Below are 26,199 nucleotides of genomic sequence, written 5' to 3'. Positions count from 1 at the left end.
AAACCGCGTGTGAGGCCTTCCGTGATCCAGTTTCTACTCAACCAGGAGCTGCGCAGTGAGCATGCCCTGGATCCCAACCTGACAGTGCTGCAATACCTGCGCGAGCACTTGGGCAAGTCCGGTACCAAGGAAGGCTGCGCCAGCGGCGATTGTGGTGCCTGCACCGTAGTGGTCGGCGAACTGGCCGAGGACGACAACGGCCGCGAGCATATCCGCTACCGCAGCCTGAACTCGTGCCTGACCTTTGTTTCGTCGCTGCACGGCAAGCAATTGATCAGTGTCGAAGGGCTCAAGCATCAGGGCCAACTGCACAGTGTGCAACAGGCCATGGCTGACTGCCACGGCTCGCAGTGCGGCTTCTGCACCCCTGGATTCGTCATGTCGCTGTTTGCCCTGCAAAAGAACAGCGATGCCCCGGACCTGCACAAGGCCCAGGAAGCACTGGCCGGCAACCTCTGCCGCTGCACCGGCTACCGCCCGATCCTCGCTGCCGCCGAACAGTCCTGCTGCCAGGCCAGGCCCGACCAGTTTGACAACAACCAAGCGCAGACCATCGCCCGCCTCAAGGCCATTGCGCCGAGTGAAACCGGCGAGCTCAACAGCGGCGACAAGCGCTGTCTGGTACCGCTGACCGTGGCCGATCTAGCCGACCTCTACGGCTCACACCCCGAAGCACGCTTGCTCGCCGGAGGGACCGACCTGGCGCTGGAAGTCACCCAGTTCCACAAAACCTTGCCGGTGATGATCTATGTCGGCAACGTCGCCGAACTCAAGCGCATCGACAGCCTCGACGAGCACCTTGAAATTGGTGCTGCCACCCCGCTGACCGATTGCTACGACGCTTTGAGCCGTGAATACCCGGACTTCGGCGAACTGTTGCACCGCTTTGCCTCCCTGCAAATCCGCAACCAGGGCACCCTGGGCGGCAACATCGGCAACGCCTCGCCGATTGGTGACTCGCCACCCTTGCTGATTGCCCTGGATGCGCAGATTGTCCTGCGCAAAGGCGAGAGCACCCGCACCCTGGCGCTGGAAGACTACTTCATCGACTACCGCATCACCGCTCGTCAGGAAAGCGAGTTCATCGAGAAGATCATTGTGCCGCGCGCCCGTAGCGCCTGGACGTTCCGCGCCTATAAGGTATCCAAGCGTCTGGACGACGACATTTCAGCCGTCTGCGCTGCCTTCAACCTGCGCATCGAAAACGGTGTGATTGAAGCTGCACGCATCGCTTTCGGCGGCATGGCCGCGATCCCCAAACGCGCGCGCGCCTGTGAAGCCGCACTGGTCGGCAAGGCCTGGAACCAGGCCAGCATCGAACGTGCCTGCCAGGCTCTGGCCGAAGACTTCACCCCGCTCTCGGACTTCCGTGCCAGCAAGGAATACCGTCTGCTCAGCGCGCAGAACCTGCTGCGCAAATACTTCATCGAACTGCAAACGCCGCACATCGAGACTCGGGTGACCGCTTATGTCTAACCATCACGTCGCCAAAAACCAGGCAGAAATGGCCGAGCTGTTCAGCCAGGACCTGACCACCGGAGTCGGTCGCAGCATCAAGCACGACAGCGCCGACAAACAGGTCTGCGGTGAAGCGCAGTACATCGACGACCGCCTGGAGTTCCCCAACCAGCTGCACGTGTATGCGCGCATGTCCGACCGCGCCCATGCACGGGTGCTGAAGATCGATACCAACCCCTGCTACGCCTTCGAGGGTGTGCGCATCGCCATCACCCACGAAGACATTCCGGGCCTCAAGGACATTGGTGCGATCATGCCCGGCGACCCGCTGCTGGCCATCGACAAGGTCGAGTTCGTCGGCCAGCCGGTGCTCGCCGTCGCCGCCCGCGACCTGGACACCGCACGCCGCGCAGCGATGGCCGCGATCGTTGAGTACGAAGACCTGGAACCGGTGCTCGACGTGGTCGAAGCCCTGCGCAAGCGCCACTTCGTACTGGACAGCCACACCCACAAACGCGGCGACTCGGCCACGGCCCTGGCGAGCGCGCCGCACCGTCTGCAAGGTACCCTGCACATTGGCGGCCAGGAACACTTCTACCTGGAAACCCAGATCTCTTCGGTGATGCCTACTGAAGACAACGGGATGATCGTCTACTGCTCGACCCAGAACCCCACCGAGGTGCAGAAACTGGTCGCCGAAGTTCTCGACGTACCGATGAACAAGGTGCAGGTTGACATGCGCCGCATGGGCGGTGGCTTCGGCGGCAAGGAAACCCAGGCAGCCAGCCCGGCGTGCCTGTGCGCGGTGATCGCCCGCCTGACCGGCCAGCCTACAAAAATGCGTCTGCCGCGGGTCGAAGACATGCTGATGACCGGCAAGCGCCATCCGTTCTATGTCGAATATGACGTCGGCTTCGATGACAGCGGGCGCCTGCACGGCATCAATCTGGAGCTGGCTGGCAACTGCGGTTACTCGCCAGACCTCTCGGCGTCGATCGTCGACCGTGCCATGTTCCACTCCGACAATGCCTATTACCTCGGTGACGCCACGGTCAACGGCCACCGCTGCAAGACCAATACCGCATCGAACACTGCCTACCGGGGGTTCGGCGGCCCGCAGGGGATGGTCGCCATCGAAGAGGTGATGGACCACATTGCCCGCCACCTGGCGCTCGACCCTCTGGCGGTACGCAAGACCAACTACTACGGCAAGAGCGAGCGTAACGTCACCCACTACTACCAGACCGTCGAGCACAACATGCTCGAGGAAATGACTGCGGAGCTGGAAGCCAGCGCCGACTACCATCAGCGCCGCGAATCGATCCGCCGCTTCAACGCCAACAGCCCGATCCTCAAGAAAGGCCTGGCACTGACCCCGGTAAAATTCGGCATCTCCTTCACCGCCAGCTTCCTCAACCAGGCCGGTGCTCTGGTGCACGTCTACACCGACGGCAGCATTCACCTGAACCATGGCGGTACCGAAATGGGCCAGGGCTTGAATACCAAGGTGGCGCAGGTGGTGGCCGAGGTGTTCCAGGTCGACTTCCAACGCGTGCAGATCACCGCGACCAACACCGAGAAGGTGCCCAACACCTCGCCGACAGCAGCCTCCTCCGGTGCCGACCTGAATGGCAAGGCGGCGCAGAACGCGGCAGAGACCATCAAGAAACGCCTAGTGGAGTTCGCCGCACGCCAATACAAAGTGACTGAAGAAGACGTCGAGTTCCGCAACAATCATGTGCGAATCCGCGACGAGATCATCAGCTTCGACACACTGATCCAACAGGCCTATTTTGCTCAGGTGTCGCTGTCGAGCACCGGCTTCTACAAGACCCCGAAAATCTACTACGACCGCAGCCAGGCCCGTGGCCGTCCGTTCTACTACTTCGCTTTCGGCGCAGCTTGCGCCGAGGTGATCGTCGACACCCTGACCGGCGAATACAAGATGCTGCGCACCGATATCCTGCACGACGTCGGCGCCTCACTGAATCCGGCCATTGATATCGGCCAGGTGGAAGGCGGCTACGTCCAGGGCATGGGCTGGCTGACCACCGAAGAACTGGTGTGGAACGCCAAGGGCAAACTGATGACCAACGGCCCGGCCAGCTACAAGATCCCGGCAGTGGCGGACATGCCGGTCGACTTCCGCGTGAAGCTGGTGGAAAACCGCAAGAACCCGGAAGACACCGTGTTTCATTCCAAAGCTGTGGGCGAACCGCCGTTCATGCTGGGTATCGCCGCCTGGTGCGCGATCAAGGACGCCGTGGCCAGCCTTGCTGACTACCGGGTGCAGCCGAAGATCGACGCACCGGCGACCCCGGAACGGGTGCTGTGGGGCTGCGAGCAGATGCGCAAGGCGCTGGCGGCGCAGCAGCCGGCTACCGAGGTTGAGACCGTAGCACCGTAGTGTGCTCATCGCGGGGCAAGCCCGCTCCTACCTGCGGGAGCGGGCTTGCCCCGCGATTAAAGAGGCAATTTAACTATGCACACCTGGATCAACGCCCTCGCCGACCTGCAAGCCCGCAGTGAAGCCTGCGTACTGGTGACCATCATCGAAGAGCGCGGCTCGACGCCCCGCAATGCCGGCTCGAAAATGGTGGTCAGCGCCGAACAGCTGTTCGACACCATTGGTGGCGGCCACCTTGAATACAAGGCGATGAAAATCGCCCGCGAAATGCTCGCCGAGCGGCGCGAATCACCGCATCTGCAGCGCTTCAGCCTCGGCGCCAGCCTTGGCCAGTGCTGCGGCGGCGCTACCGTGCTGTTGTTCGAGCCCATGGGCCAGGTGCAGGCGCAGATCGCCGTGTTCGGTGCAGGCCATGTCGGCCGCGCTCTGGTACCCTTGCTCGCCGCGTTGCCCTGCCGGGTGCGCTGGATCGATTCGCGCGAGCAGGAATTTCCCGAGCAGGTTCCGGCCGGGGTCAGCAAGATCGTCAGCGAAGAGCCGGTCGATGAAGTCGACGACCTGCCTGCTGGCAGCTATTGCATCGTCATGACCCACAACCATCAGCTGGACCTGGAACTGACCGCTGCAATTCTTAAACGCAATGACTTCACCTGGTTCGGCCTGATTGGCTCGAAGACCAAGCGGGTCAAGTTCGAACACCGTCTGCGTGAGCGCGGCTACAGCGAAGAGCGCCTGCAGCGCATGCGCTGCCCGATGGGCCTGGCCGAGGTCAAGGGCAAGCTGCCGATCGAGATCGCCGTATCCATAGCCGCCGAAATCATTGCCACCTACAACGCCAGCTTCGGCCAGCACGACAGTGCGACCAATGCCGGCCCCATTGCCCAATTGCTGCCGCCCTCGCGGCGCAGCCAAGCCATATGACGAGAGCCCTATGAGCGCAACCTGCAAAGCCTACCGTGCCGCCATTTTGCACAGCATCGCCGATCCTGCCGAGGTAGGCATTGAAGCCTCTTACCAGTATTTCGAAGACGGTCTGCTACTGATCGACAACGGCAAGATCAGCGCCCTGGGCCACGCCAGCGAACTGCTGCCGACCCTGCCCTCGGACGTCGAGGTGCAGCACTATCAGGATGCCCTGATCACTCCAGGCTTCATCGACACCCATATCCACTTCCCGCAGACCGGCATGATCGGTTCCTACGGCGAACAGTTACTGGACTGGCTCAACACCTACACCTTCCCTTGCGAGAAGCAGTTTGCCGACAAGGCGCACGCAGACAAGGTAGCGAAAATCTTCATCGAAGAACTGCTGCGCAACGGCACCACCACTGCCCTGGTGTTTGGTAGTGTGCACCCGGAGTCGGTCGATGCCTTCTTTGAAGAAGCCGAACGTCTGGACCTGCGCATGATCGCCGGCAAGGTGATGATGGACCGCAACGCCCCGGACTACCTGACCGACACTGCCGAATCCGGCTATACCGAGAGCAAGGCGCTGATCGAGCGCTGGCACGGCAAGGGCCGCCTGCACTACGCAGTCACCCCGCGCTTCGCCCCGACCAGCACCCCGGAGCAACTGACCCTGGCCGGGCAACTGCTGGGCGAGTTCCCCGACCTGTACATGCACACTCACCTGAGCGAGAACCTCAAGGAGATCGACTGGGTCAAGGACCTGTTCCCTGAGCGCAAGGGCTATCTGGACGTCTACGACCACTTCAAGCTGCTCGGCGAGCGTTCAGTGTTCGCCCATGGCGTGCACCTGTGCGACGAGGAATGCCAGCGCCTGGCCGAAACCGGTTCGGCTGTAGCCTTCTGCCCAACCTCCAACCTGTTCCTCGGCAGTGGTCTGTTCAACCTGCCGCAGGCGGAGAAGTTCAAGGTCAAGGTTGGTCTGGGCACCGACGTCGGTGCGGGCACCAGCTTCTCGCTACTCAATACGCTCAACGAAGCCTACAAAATCATGCAACTGCAGGGCGCGCGCCTGAGCCCGTTCAAGTCACTGTACCTGGCCACCCTCGGCGGTGCTCAGGCGCTGAGCCTGGATGAGCGTATCGGCAGCCTGAAGCCTGGCAACGATGCCGACTTCGTGGTGCTCGACTACAAGGCGACGCCGTTGATGGATTACCGCATCCAGCAGTCGAACAGCATCGACGAGACCCTGTTCGTGCTGATGACCCTGGGCGACGACCGTACTGTCAAGCAGACCTTCGCCGCCGGGCGTTGCGTACACCAGCGTTAAGGTTCGCGGAACAGCCCCCGGTACAAACCGCCGCCGATCACCGCCCCGATCAGCGGCGCCACCCAAAATAGCCACAACTGCTGCAGCGCCCAGCCGCCGACGAACAGCGCCGGCCCGGTACTACGTGCGGGGTTGACCGAGGTGTTGGTTACTGGAATCGAGATCAAGTGAATCAGGGTCAGGGCCAGACCGATGGCAATCGGCGCAAAGCCTGCAGGGGCACGGCTGTCAGTGGCGCCCATGATGATCAGAATGAACATCGCGGTCATCACCACTTCGCTGGCAAAGCCTGCGGCCAGCGAATACCCGGCGGGCGAATGCTCGGCATAGCCATTCGATGCCAGACCTGAAGCCACATCGAAACCGGCTTTGCCACTGGCAATGAAATAGATCACGCCTGCGGCGATGATCGCACCGACCACTTGGGCGACGACATAAGGCACAAGTTCTTTGGCCGGGAACCGCCCACCCACCACCAGACCTAGTGATACAGCCGGGTTGAGATGACATCCCGAGATATGCCCAATGGCGAACGCCATTGTAAGTACGGTGAGACCGAAGGCCATGGCCACACCGACCAGCCCGATCCCGGCAGGCAGTGACGCCGCCAGCACCGCACTCCCACAACCACCCAGCACCAACCAAAATGTACCGATCAGTTCGGCACCCATGCGTATACCCAGAGGTGATGACATATACCTGCCCTCAAGTCGTTGACGTTTTACGCAGTACGCGCAAGCCCAACTGCTTGATGAAGGATTGCGGGGGGAGCAGGTGAGAATCTAGCAGAGGCTGGATGAAGTGCCAGTCGGCTGAAAAGTATCGCCGGCAAGCCGGCGATAGGAACGACGCGGAATCAGCCCTTGATCGGTACCGAGCTGCCACGCTTCTTGGTCTGCAGCAAGTGCGAGAACACCGCATGCAGGTCATCCGAAGCGCTGTCCTCGTCGAGGTTGAGCTTGCTGTCGATATGATCCATGTGGTGCATCATCAGGCTGACCGCCTGATTGACGTCACGCGCCTCAATGGCATCGATCAGTTGCATGTGTTCATCGTAGGAACAGTGCGAGCGGTTGCCGCTTTCGTACTGGGCAATGATCAACGAAGTCTGCGACACCAGGCTGCGCTGGAAGCTGATCAGCGGGGCATTACCTGCGGCTTCGGCCAGCTTCAGGTGGAACTCGCCAGACAGGCGAATACCGGCACCGCGGTCACCCCGTGAGAAACTGTCGCGTTCTTCACGAACCATCTGACGCAACTCGTTGAGCTGCTCGGCCGTGGCGTGCTCGACCGCAAGCTCGGTGATGGCGCGCTCAACCATGCGCCGCGAGAAGAACACCTGGCGGGCCTCCTCAACCGTCGGGCTGGCCACTACCGCACCACGGTTAGGCCGCAACAGCACCACGCTTTCATGGGCCAGGCGCGACAATGCACGACGAATGATGGTGCGGCTTACGCCAAAAATTTCGCCCAGGGCTTCCTCACTCAACTTGGTACCCGGCGCCAGGCGCTGTTCGAGAATGGCCTCGAAAATGTGCGCATAGACGATATCGTCCTGGGTTCCGCTGCGTCCGGCCTTGCCGGTACGCACTGGTTTCTTGAGAGGTTGCAGCTGTTCGTTCATGGGCACTCGAGCACGGGGATCGGCCTGTCGGACCCCGACTGTAATACCAGCCAGTGGGGCGAAGGCAAGCCTTGGTAAGAAAATTAAACGATTAAGGTATGGGCACATTGTACACAGCCGCAGGGATTTCTGCAGGGGATGATGGCCTTTATAGCGATGCGGCGAAATTATTTGCGCACAGCAACGAAAACATTATTTGCATTCTTTGTATACAAACGCATAATCCACTCGTGCAACTTCCTGACTCAGAAGTCAACAAAAGGTCCGGTCGCCTGCCATCCCATCCGCCTCACAGAGCGTCCCAGTGCGTGCGCAGGACTGGCTCTGAAAAACAAGAAAAGACTTGAGGAGTACATGCTGTGGAAAGCCGCAAATCCGAAGCCCCTACGCTGGATCTTGCCCCACCGCTCGAAACGAGCTGGCTGGAGCGGATTTTCAAACTCAAGCTACATGGCACCACCGTCAAGACTGAAATGATCGCCGGGTTGACCACCTTTATCACCATGGCCTACATCATCTTCGTCAACCCCAACATCATGGCCGATGCCGGCATCGATCACGGCGCGGCCTTTGTCGCCACCTGTATCGCCGCCGCCCTGGGCTGCCTGTTGATGGGCCTGTATGCCAACTGGCCGGTAGGCCTGGCACCGGGCATGGGACTCAACGCCTTCTTTACCTATACCGTGGTCGGGACCATGGGCTACACCTGGGAGGCGGCGCTGGGCGCAGTATTCGTCTCCGGGGTGCTGTTCATGCTGCTGACGCTGTCGCGGGTGCGTGAATGGCTGCTCAACAGCATTCCCGTGAGCCTGCGTCATGCAATGGGTGCCGGCGTCGGATTGTTTCTCGGACTGATCGGTCTTAAAACTGCCGGGATTGTCGTCGACAGCCCGGCCACCCTGATCAAGCTCGGCTCCCTGCATGAGCCTGGCCCGCTGCTGGCAGCGATCTGCTTTTTGATGATAGCGGTACTCAGCTATCACCGGGTGTTCGGCGCGATCCTGATCAGCATCATCAGCGTCACCCTCGCCGGCTGGGGCCTGGGCCTGGTCGAATACGGCGGCCTGTTCTCGCTGCCTCCGAGCCTGGCACCGACCTGGATGGCCATGGATGTCGCGGGCGTGTTCAACGTCAGCATGATAGCCGTGGTGTTCGCCTTCCTCTTCGTACACATGTTCGACACCGCCGGTACCCTGATGGGCGTAGCCCAGCGCGCCAACCTGGTGAATGCTGACGGGCGCATCGAAAACCTCTCGCGCGCATTGAAGGCTGACAGTGCTTCGAGCGTATTCGGCGCAGTGGTTGGCGTACCACCGGTAACCAGCTATGTGGAAAGCGCTGCAGGTGTTGCCGCAGGTGGCCGCACGGGCCTGACCGCCGTGGTGGTCGGTCTGTTCTTTATCGCCGCGATGTTCTTCGCGCCACTGGCCGGGATGATTCCTGCCTACGCCACGGCGGGGGCGTTGATCTATGTCGCGATGTTGATGATGGGCAGCATGGCACACATCAACTGGGATGAAGCCACCGACAGCATCCCGGCGATCGTCACCGCAATCATGATGCCGCTGACCTTCTCGGTTGCCGATGGTATTGCCCTGGGCTTTATCACCTATGTGGTGCTCAAGGCGGGTACCGGCCGGTTCAGCGAGATCTCGGCGAGCCTGTGGGTGCTGACGGCGATCTTCATTGCCAAGTTTGTGTTCCTGTAAACACCGCTGCAGCCAGGCAAAGCCTCACCTTCGGGTGGGGCTTTTTTGTTGCCCCGCGATAAAGACAGCACAAAACCCCAGGTAAAAAAAAGCCCGCAGTGTGAGCGGGCAAGGACCTACGAAGATTCTTCTAGCGACCAACTAGCTCCCACGATAGGTCGAGTAACTGTACGGCGAGATCAACAGCGGTACATGGTAGTGGTCCTGCTCGGCGCTAATGCCAAAGCGCAGTACCACGACATCAAGAAAGGCATGCTCAGGCAACTGCACGCCACGGGCGCGGTAGTAGTCACCCGCATTGAACTGCAGTTGGTAGACACCACTGCGGTAGTCGTCACCTTGCAGCAGCGGCGCATCGCAACGGCCATCGCTGTTGGTCAGGGTGGTGTGCAGCAGCTCAAGCTGCTGGCCTTCGACGCGGTACAGCTCGACCTTGATCGAGCTGCCAGGGCAGCCGTGAGCGGCATCCAGTACATGCGTGGTCAAACGTCCCATTGCTTGCTCGCCTCTGTTCTATCTGTGGGCAAAAAATCCCGTACGGCGCCGTCAGAAGACCCGGCAGCGTACGACCGTCGGATTATTAAGACATTTTTCTGTAAAATTGTACACAATAATTCGGTATTCTTCCCCGGCATGTCCGCCACCGCCTGTAAATACTCCATCAGTCGCAAAACCACGCTACTGGCCGATGAGCGCGCAATTAATTGACCAATTGGGCAGGTTTCTTGCAGAGGGTTTCCGAGGGCAAAAACAGTAAGAAATAGGAAAAAACAGGCTTACAAACCGCAAACAAAGTTGTATACAATCACCTCATCGTCGTGGCCGATACCCTACCCGGGCGCCACGCCCTCCGTTTACACGTATAAGAAGGAAGACTGCAGTGAGCGCTGATTATCCTCGCGACCTGATCGGTTACGGCAATACCCCACCCCATCCGCGCTGGCCGGGGAACGCCCGCATCGCTTTGTCTTTCGTGCTCAACTACGAAGAAGGCGGTGAACGCAACATTCTTCACGGGGACAAGGAATCAGAAGCCTTCCTCTCAGAAATGGTTGCCGCCCAGCCCCTGCAGGGCGCCCGTAACATGAGCATGGAATCGCTCTACGAATACGGCAGCCGCGCCGGCGTCTGGCGCCTGCTCAAGCTATTCAAAGACACCGGCGTCCCCCTGACCATCTTCGCCGTCGCCATGGCTGCCCAGCGTCACCCCGACGTGATCCGTGCCATGGTCCAAGCCGGCCACGAAATCTGCAGCCACGGCTACCGCTGGATCGACTACCAGAACATGGATGAGGCCCAGGAGCGCGAGCACATGCTCGAAGCGATCCGCATCCTCACCGAACTGACCGGTGAGCGTCCGTTGGGCTGGTACACCGGTCGCACCGGGATCAACACCCGTCGCCTGGTGATGGAGGAAGGCGGCTTCCTTTACGACAGCGACACCTACGACGACGACCTGCCCTACTGGGAACCGAACAACCCGACCGGCAAGCCGCATCTGGTGATCCCTTACACCCTGGACACCAATGACATGCGCTTCACCCAGGTGCAGGGTTTCAACTGCGGCGAGCAGTTCTTCCAGTACCTCAAGGATGCCTTCGACGTCCTCTACGAAGAAGGCGCCGAGGCACCGAAGATGCTCTCGATCGGGCTGCACTGCCGCCTGGTCGGTCGCCCAGCGCGCCTGGCCGCGCTCAAGCGCTTCATTGAATACGCCAAGAGCTTTGATCAGGTCTGGTTCACCCGGCGCGTGGACATCGCCCGTCACTGGCACGCAACCCACCCTTACCAAGCCGAGAACGCCCAATGACCGCTTTCAAAACCCTCACGCCTTCGTCTCTGGAGCGTAGCGCGTTCGTCGAAGCCTTTGCCGACATCTACGAGCACTCGCCATGGGTGGCTGAAAAGGCCTACGACCTGGGTCAACTGCAGGAAATCGACCAGATCGAAGCCCTACATCAACGCATGAGCGACATTCTGCTGAGCGCCGATCACGCCGCCCAGCTGGCCTTGATCAACGCTCACCCGGACCTCGCCGGCAAAGCCGCAATCCAGGGTGAGCTGACCGAGTCGAGCACCAACGAGCAGGCCGGCGCCGGTATTCACCAGTGCACCGCCGAAGAGTTCGCGCACTTCACCGAGCTCAACGACGCCTACAAGGCCAAGTTCAAGTTTCCGTTCATCATGGCGGTCAAAGGCAGCAATCGGCACCAGATCCTCGCCTCGTTCGAGAAGCGCATCCATAACTCGGTCGAGGCCGAATTCAAGGAAGCGCTGGCGCAGATCAACCTGATTGCCCTGTTCCGTCTGCTGCAACTTTAAGGGTAAGCCCGGCCTTACCCTCCACAACACAGAATAAAGAGAATCCGCATGCGCACTTTAGTGATTGAGCCCTTGACCAAAGAAGCCTTCGCCCCTTTCGGTGACGTGATCGAAACCGACGGCAGCGACCACTTCATGATCAACAACGGTTCGACCATGCGCTTCCACAAGCTGGCAACGGTACAAACCGCCCAGCCCGAGGACAACGCGATCATCAGCATCTTCCGCGCCGACGCGCAGGACATGCCGCTGACCGTTCGCATGCTGGAGCGCCATCCGCTGGGCAGCCAGGCTTTCATTCCGCTGCTCGGCAACCCCTTTCTGATCGTGGTCGCGCCCGTTGGCGATGCACCTGTATCAGGTCTTGTCCGCGCTTTCATCAGCAATGGAAAGCAGGGCATCAATTACCATCGCGGCGTCTGGCACCACCCGGTGCTGACGATCGAAAAGCGGGATGACTTCCTGGTGGTTGATCGCAGTGGCACTGGCAATAACTGCGATGAGCATTTTTTCAATGAGGATGAGCAATTGATCCTCGCCCCCCACCAATAAGAGAAGACCTGAGCACCCGGCTACAGGGTGCCAGGGTAGAGGTAAAGACTGTGGAAGCACATCTGTTGGAATGGCTGAACCTGAGCGTGCGTTGGGTTCACATGATCACTGGCGTCGCCTGGATTGGCGCGTCGTTCTACTTTGTCTGGCTGGAAAACAACCTCAACCGGGCCAACCCGCGCGATGGTCTGTCCGGCGATCTCTGGGCGATTCACGGTGGCGGGATCTACCACCTGGAGAAATACAAGCTGGCTCCGCCGAAAATGCCGGAGAACCTGCACTGGTTCAAATGGGAAGCCTATTTCACCTGGATGTCGGGTATCGCCCTGCTGTGCCTGGTGTTCTACTGGAACCCGACCCTGTACCTGCTGGCCCCTGGCAGCACCCTGAGCGGTGGTGAAGGGATCGCTATCGGTGTCGGCTCGCTGATCGCCGGCTGGTTCATCTATGACTTCCTCTGCGACTCGCCGCTGGGCAAGCGCCCTGGCCTGCTCGGCCTGGTGCTGTTCGTCCTGGTGATCGCCGCCTGCTACGGTTTCAGCCAGGTGTTCAGCGGTCGTGGTGCGTACCTGCACACCGGCGCGATCATCGGCACCATCATGGTCGGTAACGTGTTCCGCATCATCATGCCGGCCCAGCGAGCACTGGTAGCCGCCATCGAGAAGAACGAAACCCCCGATCCGACCCTGCCGGCCAAAGGTCTGCTGCGTTCGCGTCACAACAACTACTTCACCCTGCCGGTGCTGTTCATCATGATCAGCAACCACTTCCCGAGCACCTACGGCAGCCAGTACAACTGGCTGATCCTGGCCGGTATCGCTGTGGCTGCAGTGTTGGTGCGTCACTACTTCAACACCCGCCACGACAGCAACAAGTACGCCTGGACCCTGCCGGTCGGTGCCCTGTCGATGATCTGCCTGGCTTACGTCACGGGCCCTGCGCCGATGCCGAGCGCGCCTGAGCAAGCTGCCGCCAAGGTCGAGTATCAGCCGTTGCCGGAAACCGCACTGGGTGGCAAAACCGCTGCCGAGAAAGCTGCAGAGCAAGCCGCCACACCTGCCCAGGCTGCCGCCCCTGCTGCCGAAGCACCCGCAGCCAACGTCGCCAACGTCGCCAACGTCGCCAAACTCGACGATGCCGGTTTCGACAAGATCCACAGCGTCATCCAGGAACGTTGCACCGTGTGCCATTCGGCCAAGCCGACCAGCCCACTGTTTAGCGCCGCACCTGCCGGTGTAATGCTCGACACCCCGCAGCAGATCCAGCAACAGGCCGCACGCATTCAAGCACAGGCCGTGGCCACGCAGATCATGCCACTGGGCAACATCACCCAGATGACCCAGCAGGAACGTGAACTGATTGGCGCCTGGATCGCCAAGGGAGCACCAACCAACTGATGTATCTGGCGGCCCGTAAGGGCCGCCCTTCAGCGTCCGGCCTGGCGCTGCACAGTGCGATTGAACAATAAAAACAAAACCGAGGTGTTGCATGTCCGAGTCACGCAAGGCGTACATCCCCGTTGCGCCCCCACGACAGCCACTGCCAATGCTCCAACTGTTTCTGGTGGGTCTGCAACATGTCTTGCTGATGTACGGAGGCGCGATTGCCGTGCCCTTGATCATCGGCCAGGCCGCCGGCCTTTCTCGTGAAGAAGTCGCTTTCCTGATCAATGCCGACCTGCTGGTCGCTGGTGTCGCCACCATCGTCCAGTCGTTCGGCATTGGTGCAGTCGGCATCCGCATGCCGGTGATGATGGGTGCAAGCTTTGCTGCAGTCGGCAGCATGGTGGCCATGGCCGGTATGCCTGGTGTCGGCTTGCAAGGTATTTTCGGTGCGACCATCGCTGCCGGTTTTTTCGGCATGCTGATCGCCCCGTTCATGTCCAAGGTGGTGCGTTTCTTCCCACCACTGGTGACCGGCACGGTCATCACCTCGATTGGCCTTTCACTGTTCCCGGTTGCCGTTAACTGGGCCGGTGGCGGCGCCAGCGCGGAAACCTTCGGCTCCCCTATCTACCTGATCGTCGCCGGCCTGGTGCTGGCCACCATCCTCCTGGTCAACCGCTTCTTGCGTGGCTTCTGGGTCAACGTCTCAGTGCTGATCGGCATGGGCCTGGGCTACATCCTGGCTGGCTCCATTGGCATGGTCGACCTCTCCGGCCTCGACGAGGCGCCCTGGGTGCAAGTGGTGACACCGCTGCACTTCGGCATGCCGACCTTCAGCCTGGCGCCGATCCTGTCCATGTGCCTGGTGGTGGTGATCATCTTTGTCGAGTCCACCGGCATGTTCCTCGCCCTGGGCAAGGTCACTGATCGTGAAGTCACCCCGGGCATGTTGCGCCGCGGTCTGATGTGCGACGCCGGCGCATCGTTTGTCGCCGGTTTCTTCAACACCTTCACCCATTCCTCGTTCGCCCAGAACATCGGCCTGGTGCAGATGACGGGCGTTCGCTGCCGCTATGTCACGGTGGTTGCCGGCGGTTTTCTGATCCTGCTCAGCCTGCTGCCCAAGGCGGCCTTCCTGATCGCCTCGATTCCACCTGCAGTACTGGGCGGTGCGTCCATTGCCATGTTCGGCATGGTCGCGGCCACCGGGATCAAGATTCTCCAGGAAGCCGACATCGCCGACCGCCGCAATCAGCTGCTGGTCGCCGTCAGCGTCGGCATGGGCCTGATCCCGGTGGTGCGTCCGGAGTTCTTCGCGCAGATGCCACAGTGGATGGAACCGATCACCCACAGCGGCATCGCTATGGCCACGGTCAGTGCGCTGATCCTCAACTTGCTGTTCAACATCCTCGGCGGCGCCGAACGCGCTGCACATAACGAAGCCGCCCACCAGCACTGAGTCTTTGGGCGGCGCTTGCCGCCCGGTATCACCCCGAGCAGTACGCAGGACCGTCGACCCGTGGGAGCGGGTCGGCCGGGGCGCTTCGCGCCGAAAAACCCAAAACCAACAATAACAAAGCCGGGAATCACAACATGAAAGGCATCACCACTTCCCTTGTGTTGGGTAGCAGTCTGCTGGCCACCTTGCCAGCCGCCGCAGAAGACCTGTTGCAATGGCACACCAACAGCCTCACCTACCTCTATGGCAAGGACTTCCAGGTCAACCCTGCAATCCAGCAGACGGTGACCTTCGAACACGCCAACCGGTGGAAATATGGCGACACCTTCCTGTTCATCGACAAGATCTTCTACAACGGCGGCACCGACCGCAACAAAGGCAACAATACCTATTACGGTGAGTTCAGTCCGCGCCTGTCGTTCGGCAAGATCTTCGATCGCAAATTCGAGTTCGGTCCGATCACCGACGTGTTGCTGGCCATGACCTACGAGTCGGGCGAAGGCGACAACGAGGCCTACCTGATCGGTCCCGGTTTCAACCTGGCGATTCCCGGCTTCAACTACTTCACCCTCAATATCATGCAGCGCAACACCGAGGGCAGCCGCCCAGGTGATGGCGTCTGGCAGATTACTCCGACCTTTTCCTACACCATCCCCGTAGGCAGGTCCGACATCCTCGTCGATGGCTACATGGACTGGGTGGTCGACAACGACTCGACCCGGCGCGGCACCTACCACGCCAACCTGCAGTTCAACCCACAGGTCAAATACGACCTGGGCAAGGCCCTGAACCTGGGCGCCAAGCAGTTGTACGTGGGTATCGAATACAGCTACTGGAAAGACAAATACGGCATTGAGAACAGTGGACGCCTGGACACCAACCAGAGTGTGACCAGCGCCTTGGTTAAGGTTCACTTCTAAAACCTGACCAAACGCACAGCTTTAGCTACACCCGCTCCAGGACGGAGCACTTGAGGACCCGCGCGCAAGCCAGTAATCTGCGCGCCCCTCGCTCAGGGCAGGACGGATCCTGCCTGCGTTTGCTGACCGCTCAGTCAATGAATTCGGGCGGTTGGCAAGCGTCACGCCAACCTGAAATACCCCTTTTCATCAGTTCAGAAAGACGTCGAGCAGGATTGCTGTGCCGTACCGGAAAGTTGGCGCAGCTCTTGCCAAACAGTTGTGGCCAATCGAAAAAAACTGACTCAAAAGACAAGTATTTAAACCCAACGGTGCCACGCAGAGCACCGACAACAGATTCAATCAAGGGAGCAACACAGCGATGCGCATGACCAATAGCCTGATCCTCGCCGGCGGCCTGCTGGCGGCCAGTACTGCCGCCACCGCCGGTGACCTGCTGCAATGGCAGAACAACAGTTTGACCTACCTATGGGGCAAGAACTTCGCGGTCAACCCGCAAATCCAGCAGACCGTGACCTTCGAGCACGCCGATGCCTGGAAGTACGGCGACAACTTCATCTTTGTCGACAAGATCTTCTATAACGGCGATAAAGACTTCAACAACGGCGACAACACCTACTACGGCGAGATTCAGCCGCGTCTGTCGTTCGGCAAAATTTTCGACCAGAAGCTGGCGTTCGGTCCGATCAAAGACGTGCTGCTGGCCATGACCTACGAATTTGGCGAGGGCGATACCGAGTCTTACCTGATCGGTCCTGGTTTCGACCTGGCCATCCCGGGCTTCGACTACTTCCAGCTGAACTTCTACCAGCGCAACACCGAAGGCAGCCGCGCCGGTGACAACGTCTGGCAGATCACCCCGGTCTGGTCGTACACCATTCCTGTGGGCAAATCCGACATTCTCATCGATGGTTTCATGGACTGGGTGGTCGACAACGATGCCACCAGCCGCCGTGGCACCTACCACGCTAACCTGCACTTCAACCCGCAGGTCAAATATGACCTGGGCAAGGCGTTGAACTGGGGCGAGAAGCAGTTGTATGTCGGTTTCGAATACGACTACTGGAAGAACAAGTACGGGATCAAGGACAGCGACGCGTTTGATACCGATCAGAACACTGCCAGCTTCCTGGTCAAAGTGCATTTCTGATTGATGCCATCGCGGGGCAAGCCCGCTCCTACCTGGTGGGAGCGGGCTTGCCCCGCGATGAGGCTATCAGCCCTTCACCGCTCGCCAAAGCTTGCCAACAACAGCCACCACCGCCAAAACTGCCGCACCGGCCACAATCCCCACCCCGCCATTGAGCAAGGCGCCCGTCAATGCCCCGCCCCGCCCTTCACTGAAGGCTTCGATCGCATGATGCAACGGCGCCACGCCATGCACCAGAATCCCGCCACCGACCAGAAACATCGCCGCGGTACCGATCACCGACAGGCTTTTCATCATGTACGGCGCCGCACGCAGGATGCCGTTGCCGATGGCCTTGGCCACGCTCGACGCTTTCTGGGTCAGCCACAAGCCCAGGTCATCAAGCTTGACGATGCCGGCGACCAAGCCATAAACACCAATGGTCATGACAATGGCGATGCCTGACAGCACGACGATTTGCTGGGTCAGCGGCGCATCGGCGACCGTCCCCAGGGTGATGGCAATGATCTCGGCGGAAAGAATGAAGTCGGTACGCACCGCCCCCTTGATCTTGCCCTGTTCGAAGGCCACCAGATCAACTGCAGGGTCTGCCACCGCCTCGGTCAACGCGGCATGTTCGGCCTGGTCCTCCTCCTTGCTGTGCAGGAACTTGTGGGCGAGCTTTTCAAAGCCCTCGAAACACAGGAAGGCCCCCCCGATCATCAACAGCGGCGTCACCGCCCAGGGGATAAAGGCACTGATCAATAGCGCTGCCGGCACCAGGATCAGCTTGTTGACGAACGAGCCCTTGGCCACCGCCCAGACCACCGGGATTTCCCGCTCGGCACGCACCCCGGTTACCTGCTGGGCATTGAGCGCCAGATCGTCACCCAATACACCTGCGGTCTTTTTCGCCGCGACCTTGGTCATTACCGAGACATCGTCCAGTACCGTGGCGATATCGTCGATCAATACCAGTAGACTGCTTCCTGCCATGTTTGCCTGATTCCAGCGGGTTGAGAGGCGCTCAGTCTAGCCCAAAGTCGCCACCTTGAGCCCTCTGCAAACGCGGTGCTACCATGCGCAACCGCCCTTTCAGGCCCGAGGATTAGCGTCAACCATGAGCAGCATTCGCGAGCGCAACAAAGAACTGATCCTGCGCGCGGCCAGTGAAGAGTTCGCCGACAAGGGCTTCGCCGCCACCAAGACCAGCGACATCGCGGCCAAGGCCGGGCTACCCAAGCCGAACGTCTATTACTACTTCAAGTCCAAGGAAAACCTCTACCGCGAGGTCCTGGAAAGCATCATCGAGCCGATCATGCAGGCGTCAACGCCGTTCAATGCCGACGGTGATCCCAAGGAAGTCCTGAGCGCCTACATCCGCTCGAAAGTACGTATCTCCCGCGATTTGCCGTTTGCCTCCAAGGTATTCGCCAGTGAGATCATGCACGGTGCCCCGCACCTGAGCCCGAGCCAGGTCGAACAGCTCAACGAGCAGGCCCGGCACAACATCGAGTGCATCCAGGCCTGGATCGACCGTGGGCAGATTGCCAAGGTCGACCCGCACCACCTGATGTTCAGCATCTGGGCGGCGACCCAGACCTACGCTGATTTCGACTGGCAGATCTCCGTGGTCACCGGTAAAGCCAAGCTGGAAGACAGCGACTATGAGGCGGCGACCCAGACCATCATTCGTCTGGTGCTCAAGGGGTGTGAACCGGACGCTTGACCTGTGAGAACAAGCTCATCCGGTGGGGCTTGCCCCGCGATGCAATGTGACTGAACAATCGCAATCGCGGGGCAAGCCCGCTCCCACCGGGGGATAAAGTCTTAAGCTGCTACTCCGGCATCTGCCGTCAATCCCACCTCTTCGATCGCACTGATCGCGCACTGCTCATCGATATCCGAGGTATCGCCACTGATACCGATCGCGCCCACCACCACGCCCTGCTGATTACGAATCAGCACGCCACCTGGCGCCGGCACCACCGGGCTCTGCCCCAGGCCATTAAGCGCGGCGAAAAACGCCGGGCGTTGTTGTGCATCCAGGGCAATCAGGCGCGAGCCCTTGCCCAGGGCAATCGCGCCCCAGGCCTTGCCCATCGCCACTTGCGGGCGCAGCAGGCTGGCGCCGTCTTCACGCTGCAGGGTTAACAGATGGCCGCCAGCATCAAGCACCGCCACCGTCAGGGGCGCGGCGGAGATCTTGCGGCCTGCGGCCAGCGCGGCGTTCACCAGGCTGACGGCGACTTTCAGGGTCAATGTGGTCATGGAAAGGTCCTCTTGTTGTTAGAAGCCCTGAGGGCAGGTGTGAAAGCAATAGAACAAATAGAACACAATGGCGAATATTTTTGTATACAATAATTTGAGAGCGATAACCCAATTCTGACGAAACGCCTTTTTTATGGCCTTCCCGACGAAAGCACCCATCGCCGAAGAAAATGGATTGACCAGAGTCGCCTGGCGTGAATACACTCTGACGAAAAGCCATTTGTATACAATTACAAAATCAAAGAGGCACAAAACCATGAGCAAAATGAGAGCAATTGATGCAGCCGTTCTGGTGATGCGCCGCGAAGGTGTTGAAACCGCGTTTGGTATTCCGGGTGCTGCAATCAACCCGCTGTACTCGGCCCTGAAGAAAGTCGGCGGTATCGATCACGTCCTCGCTCGTCACGTTGAAGGCGCCTCGCACATGGCCGAGGGCTACACCCGCACCAAAGCCGGCAACATCGGTGTGTGCATCGGCACCTCCGGCCCTGCCGGCACTGACATGGTCACCGGCCTGTACAGCGCCTCGGCCGATTCCATCCCGATCCTGTGCATCACCGGCCAGGCGCCGCGTGCCCGTATGCACAAGGAAGATTTCCAGGCCGTCGATATCACCAGCATCGTCAAGCCAGTGACCAAGTGGGCGACCACCGTGCTGGAACCCGGTCAGGTGCCGTACGCGTTCCAGAAAGCCTTCTATGAAATGCGCTCCGGCCGTCCAGGGCCGGTGCTGATCGACCTGCCGTTCGACGTGCAGATGGCCGAAATCGAATTCGACATCGACGCTTACCAGCCGCTGCCAGTGCATAAGCCTGCTGCCAACCGCATTCAGGTCGAAAAAGCCCTGGCCATGCTCGACACCGCCGAGCGTCCGCTGCTGGTAGCCGGTGGCGGCATCATCAACGCCGATGCCTGCGACAAACTGGTCGAGTTCGCCGAGCTGACCGGTATCCCGGTCATCCCGACCCTGATGGGCTGGGGCATCATCCCTGACGATCACCCGCTGATGGTCGGCATGGTCGGTCTGCAGACTTCGCACCGCTACGGCAACGCCACCATGCTCAAGTCCGACGTGGTGCTGGGTATCGGTAACCGCTGGGCCAACCGTCACACAGGTTCGGTCGACGTCTACACCGAAGGCCGTCGTTTCATTCACGTCGATATCGAACCGACCCAGATCGGCCGGGTATTCACCCCTGACCTGGGCATCGTTTCCGACGCCGGTGCTGCACTGGATGTGTTCCTGGAAGTGGCCCGCGAGTGGAAAGCCGCTGGCAAGCTCAAAGACCGCAGCGCCTGGCTGGAAGATTGCCAGCAGCGCAAGTCGAGCCTGCAGCGCAAGACCCATTTCGACAACGTGCCGGTCAAGCCGCAGCGCGTGTATCAGGAAATGAACCAGGTGTTCGGCAAAGACACCTGCTACGTCAGCACCATCGGTCTGTCGCAGATCGCCGGCGCGCAGTTCCTGCACGTGTACAAGCCGCGTCACTGGATCAACTGTGGTCAGGCCGGCCCGCTGGGCTGGACCATTCCTGCCGCCCTGGGTGTGGTCAAGGCTGATCCGAGCCGCAAAGTTGTGGCGCTGTCGGGCGACTATGACTTCCAGTTCATGATTGAAGAGCTGGCCGTGGGTGCGCAGTTCAACCTGCCGTACGTTCACGTGCTGGTGAACAACTCCTACCTGGGGTTGATCCGCCAGGCACAGCGCGGCTTCGAGATGGACTACTGTGTGCAGCTGGCGTTCGAGAACGTCAACGCGCCGGAGCTCAACGGTTATGGTGTCGATCACGTCGCCGTGGTCGAAGGCCTGGGTTGCAAGGCCCTGCGCGTGACCGAGCCTGGCGAGATCGCCCCGGCCCTGCTCAAAGCACAAAAACTGGCTGAAGAGTTCAAGGTACCGGTAGTGGTCGAGGTTATCCTCGAGCGCGTGACCAACATTTCGATGGGCACCGAAATCAACGCGGTCAACGAATTCGAAGACCTGGCCCTGGTCGGCAACGACGCGCCAACCGCGATTTCCCTGCTCGACTGATCGCTGCAGCGGCCCTGCTGCATTAGGCGCAGGGCCCACTTTTGCAAGGAGACAACCATGCCACGTTTCGCCGCCAACCTGTCCATGCTGTTCACCGAGCAGGACTTTCTCGCCCGCTTCAAGGCTGCTGCCGACGCCGGCTTCAGCGGTGTCGAATACCTGTTCCCGTACGATTACAGCTCGGCTGAAATCAAGCAGCAGCTCGATGCCCACGGCCTGACCCAGGTGCTGTTCAACCTGCCGGCCGGTGACTGGGCCAAGGGTGATCGCGGCATCGCCTGCGATCCGGCCCGCGTCGAGCAGTTCCGCGCCGGCGTCGACCTGGCCATTGCCTACGCCCAGGTACTGGGCAACACCCAGGTCAACTGCCTGGCCGGTATCCGTCCACAAGGTCCGGATTGCGCCAGCGTACGCAAGACCTTCGTCGACAACCTCAAGTACGCTGCCGACAAGCTGGAAGCCGCCGGGATCAAGCTGGTCATGGAAATGATCAACACCCGCGACATCCCGGGTTTCTACCTGAACAACACCAAACAGGCCCTGGAAATCCAGGCCGAAGTCGGCAGCAGCAACCTGTTCCTGCAATACGACATCTACCACATGCAGATCATGGAAGGGGATCTTGCCCGCACCATGGAAAGCAACCTGGCCAAGATCAACCACATCCAGCTGGCCGACAACCCGGGCCGCAATGAGCCGGGTACTGGCGAGATCAACTACCGCTTCCTCTTCGAACACCTGGACCGCATCGGCTACCAAGGCTGGGTGGGCTGTGAATACAAGCCACTGACCACCACCGAAGCTGGCCTGGGCTGGTTGAAATCCCATAACGCGATCTGAAACTGATTGGCATGGTTTCTCTGTGGGGGCGGGCTTGACCCGCGAAGCGATGGCGACCCCAACAGCGCTATCGCGGGGCAAGCCCGCTCCCACCGGGTTACCGCATCTAACAATTACAAGAGGCATCTCTCATGGCTAAAATCGGATTTATCGGCACCGGCATCATGGGCCACCCAATGGCGCAGAACCTGCAAAAAGCCGGTCACAGCCTATTCCTGTCCACCCACCACGATGCAGCCCCGGCCGACCTGGTCGCCGCTGGCGCCGTGGCCCTGGCCAACCCGAAAGAAGTGGCCCAGGAAGCTGAATTCATCATCGTCATGGTGCCCGATACCCCACAGGTAGACTCGGTGCTGTTCGGCGAGAATGGCGTGGCCTTGGGCGTTGGCCCGAACAAAGTCGTGATCGACATGAGCTCGATCTCCCCTACCGCCACCAAAGCCTTCGCCGAGAAGATCAAGGCCACCGGCGCCACCTACCTCGACGCCCCGGTATCCGGCGGTGAAGTCGGCGCCAAAGCTGCGACCCTGAGCATCATGGTCGGCGGCTGCCCGAATGCCTTCGAACGCGCTCTGCCGCTGTTCCAGGCCATGGGCAAGAACATCACCCGCGTCGGCGGCAGCGGTGACGGCCAGACCGCCAAGGTTGCCAACCAGATCATCGTCGCCCTGAACATTCAGGCCGTCGCCGAAGCCCTGCTGTTTGCCGCCAAGAACGGTGCCGACCCGGCCAAGGTACGTGAAGCCCTGATGGGCGGCTTCGCCTCGTCGAAGATCCTTGAAGTGCATGGCGAGCGCATGATCAAAGGCACCTTCGATCCAGGCTTCCGCATCAGCCTGCACCAGAAGGACCTGAACCTGGCCCTGCAAGGCGCCAAAGAGCTGAACATCAACCTGCCCAACACCGCCAATGCCCAGCAAGTGTTCAGCACCTGCGCGGCCATCGGTGGCGCCAACTGGGACCACTCGGCACTGATCAAAGGCCTTGAGCACATGGCCAATTTCTCGATCCGCGACGACCAGTAACAACCCAGGCAACAGCGCCCCTGGGTCAGCCTGCACGGAGGCAGGCCCGGGGGCGTTTTCGATTCTGCAGAACAATAAGATTGGAGCCTGCCATGTCGGTCGATCCGCAACACTTTCTGCGCGAGCTGTTCGCCACGGCTATCGATGCCGCGCACCCTCGCCAGGTGCTTGAAGCACACCTGCCCAGCGACCGCAGCGGTCGCGTCATTGTCATCGGCGCCGGCAAGGCCGCAGCCGCCATGGCCGAAGTGGTTGAGCGCAACTGGCAGGGCCCGGTTTCCGGCCTTGTGGTGACCCGCTACGGTCACGGCGCCAACTGCTCGAAAATCGAAGTGGTCGAAGCCGCCCACCCGGTCCCCGATGCCGCCGGCCTGGCCGTGGCCAAACGCGTGCTGGAGATGGTCAGCGATCTGAACGAAGACGATCGCGTGATCTTCCTGCTTTCCGGCGGCGGCTCTGCCTTGCTGGCCTTGCCCGCCGAAGGCCTGACCCTGGCCGACAAGCAACAGATCAACAAGGCCCTGCTCAAGTCCGGTGCCACCATCGGCGAGATGAACTGTGTGCGCAAGCACCTCTCGGCGATCAAGGGCGGCCGACTGGCCAAGGCCTGCTGGCCAGCCACCGTTTACACCTATGCAATTTCCGATGTGCCGGGCGACCTGGCTACGGTGATCGCCTCTGGCCCTACCGTGGCCGACCCGAGCACCTCGGCTGAAGCGCTGGCGATCCTCAAGCGCTACAACATCGAAGCCCCGGCTGCAGTCACCGCCTGGCTAAACAACCCGGCGTCCGAGACCGTCAAGGCCGACGATCCGGCGCTGGCGCGCAGTCACTTCCAACTGATCGCCCGCCCTCAGCAGTCGCTGGAAGCGGCGGCGGTCAAAGCCCGCCAGGCTGGCTTCAGCCCGCTGATTCTCGGCGACCTGGAAGGCGAATCGCGGGAAGTGGCCAAGGTTCACGCTGGCATCGCCCGACAGGTCGTCCTGCACGGCCAACCGCTGTCGCCGCCCTGCGTGATTCTTTCTGGCGGCGAGACCACCGTGACCGTGCGCGGCAATGGCCGTGGCGGACGCAATGCCGAATTCCTCCTGAGCCTGACCGAGAGCCTCAAGGGCTTGCCCGGGGTCTACGCCCTGGCTGGCGACACCGACGGCATCGACGGCTCGGAAGACAATGCCGGCGCGCTGATGACCCCGGACAGCTACGCCCGTGCTGCAGCCCTGGGGCTGTCGGCCAGCGACGAACTGGACAACAACAATGGCTATGGCTACTTCGCCGCGCTCGATGCCTTGATCGTCACCGAGCCGACGCGGACCAACGTCAACGATTTTCGCGCCATTCTGATCCTTGAGAGTGCCAAACCATGACGCCTGATAAAAAAGTCAAAATCCTCGCGACCCTCGGGCCTGCCATCAAGGGTATCGACGACATCCGCCAGCTGGTCGAGTCCGGGGTGAACATCTTCCGCCTCAACTTCAGCCACGGCGAACACCAAGACCATGCCCTGCGCTACCAGTGGATTCGCGAGGTAGAGCGTCAGCTCAACTACCCGCTGGGCATCCTCATGGATCTGCAGGGGCCGAAGCTGCGCGTTGGCCGTTTCGCCGAAGGCAAGGTCCAGCTGCAACGCGGCCAGGCACTGCGCCTGGACCTCGACAGCACCCCGGGCACTGCCGAGCGGGTCAACCTGCCGCACCCGGAAATCATCGCCGCGCTGGAGCCGGGCATGGACCTGCTGCTCGATGACGGCAAGCTGCGCCTGCGGGTAACTGCCAAACACAGCGACGCGATCGAGACCGAAGTGCTCAATGGCGGCGAGCTATCCGACCGTAAAGGCGTCAACGTCCCGCAAGCGGTTCTGGACTTGAGCCCGCTGACCGCCAAGGATCGCCGTGATCTGACCTTCGGTCTGGAACTGGGTGTCGACTGGGTGGCGCTGTCGTTCGTACAACGCCCGGAAGACATCATCGAAGCGCGCCAGCTGATCGGTGACCGCGCCTACCTGATGGCCAAGATCGAAAAGCCCTCGGCCGTCACCCAACTGCGGGCGATTGCCGAACTCAGCGATGCGATCATGGTTGCCCGTGGTGACCTGGGTGTGGAAGTACCCGCCGAAAGCGTACCGCAGATCCAGAAGAGCATCATCAATACCTGTCGCGAGCTGGGCAAACCGGTGGTGGTGGCCACGCAGATGCTCGAATCGATGCGCTTTTCGCCAGCGCCGACCCGTGCCGAAGTCACCGACGTGGCCAACGCCGTGGCCGAAGGTGCCGATGCGGTGATGCTCTCGGCCGAGACCGCCTCCGGTGACTACCCGCTGGAAGCCGTGCAGATGATGAGCAAAATCATCCGCCAGGTTGAAAACGGCCCGGATTATCAGGCGCAACTCGACGTTGGCCGCCCGAAGGCGGAAGCGACCGTCTCCGATGCGATCAGCTGCGCGATCCGGCGTATCAGCGGCATCCTGCCGGTAGCTGTGCTGGTCAACTACAGCGAGTCGGGGGCCTCGACCCTGCGCGCTGCGCGCGAGCGGCCACGGGCACCGATCCTCAACCTGACCCCCAACCTGTCCACCGCCCGGCGCCTGAGCGTGGCCTGGGGTGTGCACTCGGTGGTCAATGATCGCCTGCGTCAGGTCGACGAAATCTGCTCCACCGCGCTGGAAATCGCCCAGGCACAAGGCATGGCCAGCCGTGGCGATACCCTGTTAATCACTGCCGGTGTGCCTTTTGGCAAACCGGGATCGACTAACACGTTGCGCATTGAAACCTTGATCTGATGTAAAAGCCATCGCGGGGCAAGCCCGCTCCCACCCTGTAGGAGCGGGCTT

General features: G+C 60.7%; 23 protein-coding genes. 18 read left to right on the top strand and 5 right to left on the bottom strand.

Annotation, left to right across the window (positions count from 1 at the left end):
• Positions 1 to 21 precede the first annotated feature (21 nt).
• The 4 genes from xdhA (at position 22) to guaD (ending at position 6,101) form a co-directional block, all read left to right on the top strand.
• On the top strand, positions 22 to 1,476 hold the full coding sequence (xdhA, locus tag C6382_RS15350) for a xanthine dehydrogenase small subunit (protein WP_107025259.1): 1,455 nt from the start codon (positions 22 to 24) through the stop codon (positions 1,474 to 1,476).
• Positions 1,469 to 3,865: a xanthine dehydrogenase molybdopterin binding subunit gene (xdhB, locus tag C6382_RS15345; RefSeq protein ID WP_107025258.1), complete on the top strand. Its 2,397-nt coding sequence runs from the start codon at positions 1,469 to 1,471 to the stop codon at positions 3,863 to 3,865. Before xdhA ends, xdhB begins: the two co-directional genes overlap by 8 nt.
• Before the next feature lie 75 nt (positions 3,866 to 3,940).
• On the top strand, positions 3,941 to 4,786 hold the full coding sequence (xdhC, locus tag C6382_RS15340) for a xanthine dehydrogenase accessory protein XdhC (RefSeq protein ID WP_107025257.1): 846 nt from the start codon (positions 3,941 to 3,943) through the stop codon (positions 4,784 to 4,786).
• Positions 4,787 to 4,796: 10 nt separating this feature from the next.
• Positions 4,797 to 6,101 (top strand): guanine deaminase, encoded by a 1,305-nt coding sequence (gene guaD / locus C6382_RS15335; RefSeq protein WP_107025256.1) that lies wholly within the window; start codon positions 4,797 to 4,799, stop codon positions 6,099 to 6,101.
• Here the strand turns inward: guaD and aqpZ are convergent.
• Positions 6,098 to 6,796 (bottom strand): aquaporin Z, encoded by a 699-nt coding sequence (gene aqpZ, locus C6382_RS15330; protein ID WP_107025255.1) that lies wholly within the window; start codon positions 6,794 to 6,796, stop codon positions 6,098 to 6,100. The genes guaD and aqpZ overlap by 4 nt on opposite strands.
• A 161-nt stretch (positions 6,797 to 6,957) precedes the next feature.
• A complete protein-coding gene (locus tag C6382_RS15325; protein WP_038613226.1) occupies positions 6,958 to 7,725 on the bottom strand; it encodes a GntR family transcriptional regulator in 768 nt (255 codons plus the stop codon).
• 359 nt (positions 7,726 to 8,084) lie between these two features.
• Between C6382_RS15325 and C6382_RS15320 the strand changes: the two genes are divergently transcribed.
• Positions 8,085 to 9,434 (top strand): NCS2 family permease, encoded by a 1,350-nt coding sequence (locus C6382_RS15320; protein ID WP_038613228.1) that lies wholly within the window; start codon positions 8,085 to 8,087, stop codon positions 9,432 to 9,434.
• 141 nt (positions 9,435 to 9,575) lie between these two features.
• On the opposite strand, the gene uraH is transcribed toward C6382_RS15320, so the two are convergent.
• Entirely contained in the window at positions 9,576 to 9,929 is a 354-nt protein-coding gene (gene uraH / locus C6382_RS15315) for a hydroxyisourate hydrolase (protein ID WP_107025254.1), read from the bottom strand.
• Positions 9,930 to 10,314: 385 nt separating this feature from the next.
• On the opposite strand from uraH, the gene puuE reads away from it, so the two are divergent.
• The 7 genes from puuE (at position 10,315) to C6382_RS15280 (ending at position 17,222) form a co-directional block, all read left to right on the top strand.
• Complete coding sequence (puuE, locus tag C6382_RS15310; RefSeq protein ID WP_107025253.1) at positions 10,315 to 11,244, top strand: allantoinase PuuE; 930 nt, start codon at positions 10,315 to 10,317, stop codon at positions 11,242 to 11,244.
• Positions 11,241 to 11,756, top strand: coding sequence for a 2-oxo-4-hydroxy-4-carboxy-5-ureidoimidazoline decarboxylase (gene uraD / locus C6382_RS15305; RefSeq protein WP_107025252.1), 516 nt, complete (start codon positions 11,241 to 11,243; stop codon positions 11,754 to 11,756). Before puuE ends, uraD begins: the two co-directional genes overlap by 4 nt.
• A 48-nt stretch (positions 11,757 to 11,804) precedes the next feature.
• Positions 11,805 to 12,308 carry an ureidoglycolate lyase gene (locus tag C6382_RS15300; RefSeq protein WP_107025251.1) on the top strand — a complete coding sequence of 168 codons (504 nt, stop codon included), beginning with the start codon at positions 11,805 to 11,807 and terminating at the stop codon, positions 12,306 to 12,308.
• A gap of 50 nt (positions 12,309 to 12,358) precedes the next feature.
• Entirely contained in the window at positions 12,359 to 13,705 is a 1,347-nt protein-coding gene (locus tag C6382_RS15295) for a urate hydroxylase PuuD (RefSeq protein WP_107025250.1), read from the top strand.
• A 91-nt stretch (positions 13,706 to 13,796) separates the two neighbouring features.
• The gene (locus tag C6382_RS15290; protein ID WP_107025249.1) at positions 13,797 to 15,152 is read left to right on the top strand and encodes a nucleobase:cation symporter-2 family protein; all 1,356 of its coding nucleotides are present in this window, start codon (positions 13,797 to 13,799) and stop codon (positions 15,150 to 15,152) included.
• A 134-nt stretch (positions 15,153 to 15,286) separates the two neighbouring features.
• Positions 15,287 to 16,072 carry an outer membrane protein OmpK gene (locus C6382_RS15285; protein WP_107025248.1) on the top strand — a complete coding sequence of 262 codons (786 nt, stop codon included), beginning with the start codon at positions 15,287 to 15,289 and terminating at the stop codon, positions 16,070 to 16,072.
• Between the two features lie 361 nt (positions 16,073 to 16,433).
• The gene (locus C6382_RS15280; protein WP_107025247.1) at positions 16,434 to 17,222 is read left to right on the top strand and encodes an outer membrane protein OmpK; all 789 of its coding nucleotides are present in this window, start codon (positions 16,434 to 16,436) and stop codon (positions 17,220 to 17,222) included.
• Between the two features lie 66 nt (positions 17,223 to 17,288).
• Here C6382_RS15280 and C6382_RS15275 read toward each other — a convergent pair whose 3' ends face one another.
• A complete protein-coding gene (locus tag C6382_RS15275) occupies positions 17,289 to 18,197 on the bottom strand; it encodes a DUF808 domain-containing protein (protein ID WP_107025246.1) in 909 nt (302 codons plus the stop codon).
• A gap of 124 nt (positions 18,198 to 18,321) precedes the next feature.
• On the opposite strand from C6382_RS15275, the gene C6382_RS15270 reads away from it, so the two are divergent.
• A complete protein-coding gene (locus C6382_RS15270) occupies positions 18,322 to 18,930 on the top strand; it encodes a TetR/AcrR family transcriptional regulator (RefSeq protein WP_038613246.1) in 609 nt (202 codons plus the stop codon).
• Between the two features lie 101 nt (positions 18,931 to 19,031).
• Here the strand turns inward: C6382_RS15270 and C6382_RS15265 are convergent, their stop codons facing one another.
• Positions 19,032 to 19,472: a heme-binding protein gene (locus tag C6382_RS15265; protein WP_107025245.1), complete on the bottom strand. Its 441-nt coding sequence runs from the start codon at positions 19,470 to 19,472 to the stop codon at positions 19,032 to 19,034.
• A gap of 256 nt (positions 19,473 to 19,728) precedes the next feature.
• Between C6382_RS15265 and gcl the strand changes: the two genes are divergently transcribed.
• From gcl to pyk, 5 genes are all read left to right on the top strand, one after another.
• On the top strand, positions 19,729 to 21,504 hold the full coding sequence (gene gcl / locus C6382_RS15255) for a glyoxylate carboligase (RefSeq protein ID WP_107025243.1): 1,776 nt from the start codon (positions 19,729 to 19,731) through the stop codon (positions 21,502 to 21,504).
• 57 nt (positions 21,505 to 21,561) lie between these two features.
• Positions 21,562 to 22,344: a hydroxypyruvate isomerase gene (hyi, locus tag C6382_RS15250; protein ID WP_107025242.1), complete on the top strand. Its 783-nt coding sequence runs from the start codon at positions 21,562 to 21,564 to the stop codon at positions 22,342 to 22,344.
• A gap of 131 nt (positions 22,345 to 22,475) precedes the next feature.
• On the top strand, positions 22,476 to 23,369 hold the full coding sequence (locus tag C6382_RS15245; RefSeq protein WP_107025241.1) for a 2-hydroxy-3-oxopropionate reductase: 894 nt from the start codon (positions 22,476 to 22,478) through the stop codon (positions 23,367 to 23,369).
• A gap of 92 nt (positions 23,370 to 23,461) precedes the next feature.
• On the top strand, positions 23,462 to 24,736 hold the full coding sequence (locus C6382_RS15240; RefSeq protein ID WP_107025240.1) for a glycerate kinase: 1,275 nt from the start codon (positions 23,462 to 23,464) through the stop codon (positions 24,734 to 24,736).
• Positions 24,733 to 26,148, top strand: coding sequence for a pyruvate kinase (gene pyk, locus C6382_RS15235; protein ID WP_107025239.1), 1,416 nt, complete (start codon positions 24,733 to 24,735; stop codon positions 26,146 to 26,148). The genes C6382_RS15240 and pyk overlap by 4 nt, the downstream gene beginning before the upstream one ends.
• Positions 26,149 to 26,199: the final 51 nt, after the last annotated feature.

It is taken from the genome of Pseudomonas sp. BBP2017 (assembly GCF_003024385.1).
Classification (GTDB): Bacteria; Pseudomonadota; Gammaproteobacteria; order Pseudomonadales; family Pseudomonadaceae; genus Aquipseudomonas.
The sequence above is the reverse complement of the archived record's forward strand: the minus strand, read 5'-3'. Positions and strand labels throughout refer to the sequence as shown.

Coding starts and splice junctions, on each gene's coding strand:
- hyi (WP_107025242.1), top strand. CDS start 21,562: ATGCCACGTTTCGCCGCCAACCTGTCCATGCTGTTCACCGAGCAGGAC.
- uraH (WP_107025254.1), bottom strand. CDS start 9,929: ATGGGACGTTTGACCACGCATGTACTGGATGCCGCTCACGGCTGCCCT.
- xdhB (WP_107025258.1), top strand. CDS start 1,469: ATGTCTAACCATCACGTCGCCAAAAACCAGGCAGAAATGGCCGAGCTG.
- C6382_RS15300 (WP_107025251.1), top strand. CDS start 11,805: ATGCGCACTTTAGTGATTGAGCCCTTGACCAAAGAAGCCTTCGCCCCT.
- C6382_RS15270 (WP_038613246.1), top strand. CDS start 18,322: ATGAGCAGCATTCGCGAGCGCAACAAAGAACTGATCCTGCGCGCGGCC.
- C6382_RS15265 (WP_107025245.1), bottom strand. CDS start 19,472: ATGACCACATTGACCCTGAAAGTCGCCGTCAGCCTGGTGAACGCCGCG.
- C6382_RS15275 (WP_107025246.1), bottom strand. CDS start 18,197: ATGGCAGGAAGCAGTCTACTGGTATTGATCGACGATATCGCCACGGTA.
- uraD (WP_107025252.1), top strand. CDS start 11,241: ATGACCGCTTTCAAAACCCTCACGCCTTCGTCTCTGGAGCGTAGCGCG.
- C6382_RS15240 (WP_107025240.1), top strand. CDS start 23,462: ATGTCGGTCGATCCGCAACACTTTCTGCGCGAGCTGTTCGCCACGGCT.
- xdhC (WP_107025257.1), top strand. CDS start 3,941: ATGCACACCTGGATCAACGCCCTCGCCGACCTGCAAGCCCGCAGTGAA.
- gcl (WP_107025243.1), top strand. CDS start 19,729: ATGAGCAAAATGAGAGCAATTGATGCAGCCGTTCTGGTGATGCGCCGC.
- aqpZ (WP_107025255.1), bottom strand. CDS start 6,796: ATGTCATCACCTCTGGGTATACGCATGGGTGCCGAACTGATCGGTACA.
- pyk (WP_107025239.1), top strand. CDS start 24,733: ATGACGCCTGATAAAAAAGTCAAAATCCTCGCGACCCTCGGGCCTGCC.
- C6382_RS15280 (WP_107025247.1), top strand. CDS start 16,434: ATGCGCATGACCAATAGCCTGATCCTCGCCGGCGGCCTGCTGGCGGCC.
- C6382_RS15245 (WP_107025241.1), top strand. CDS start 22,476: ATGGCTAAAATCGGATTTATCGGCACCGGCATCATGGGCCACCCAATG.
- C6382_RS15285 (WP_107025248.1), top strand. CDS start 15,287: ATGAAAGGCATCACCACTTCCCTTGTGTTGGGTAGCAGTCTGCTGGCC.
- guaD (WP_107025256.1), top strand. CDS start 4,797: ATGAGCGCAACCTGCAAAGCCTACCGTGCCGCCATTTTGCACAGCATC.
- C6382_RS15290 (WP_107025249.1), top strand. CDS start 13,797: ATGTCCGAGTCACGCAAGGCGTACATCCCCGTTGCGCCCCCACGACAG.
- C6382_RS15325 (WP_038613226.1), bottom strand. CDS start 7,725: ATGAACGAACAGCTGCAACCTCTCAAGAAACCAGTGCGTACCGGCAAG.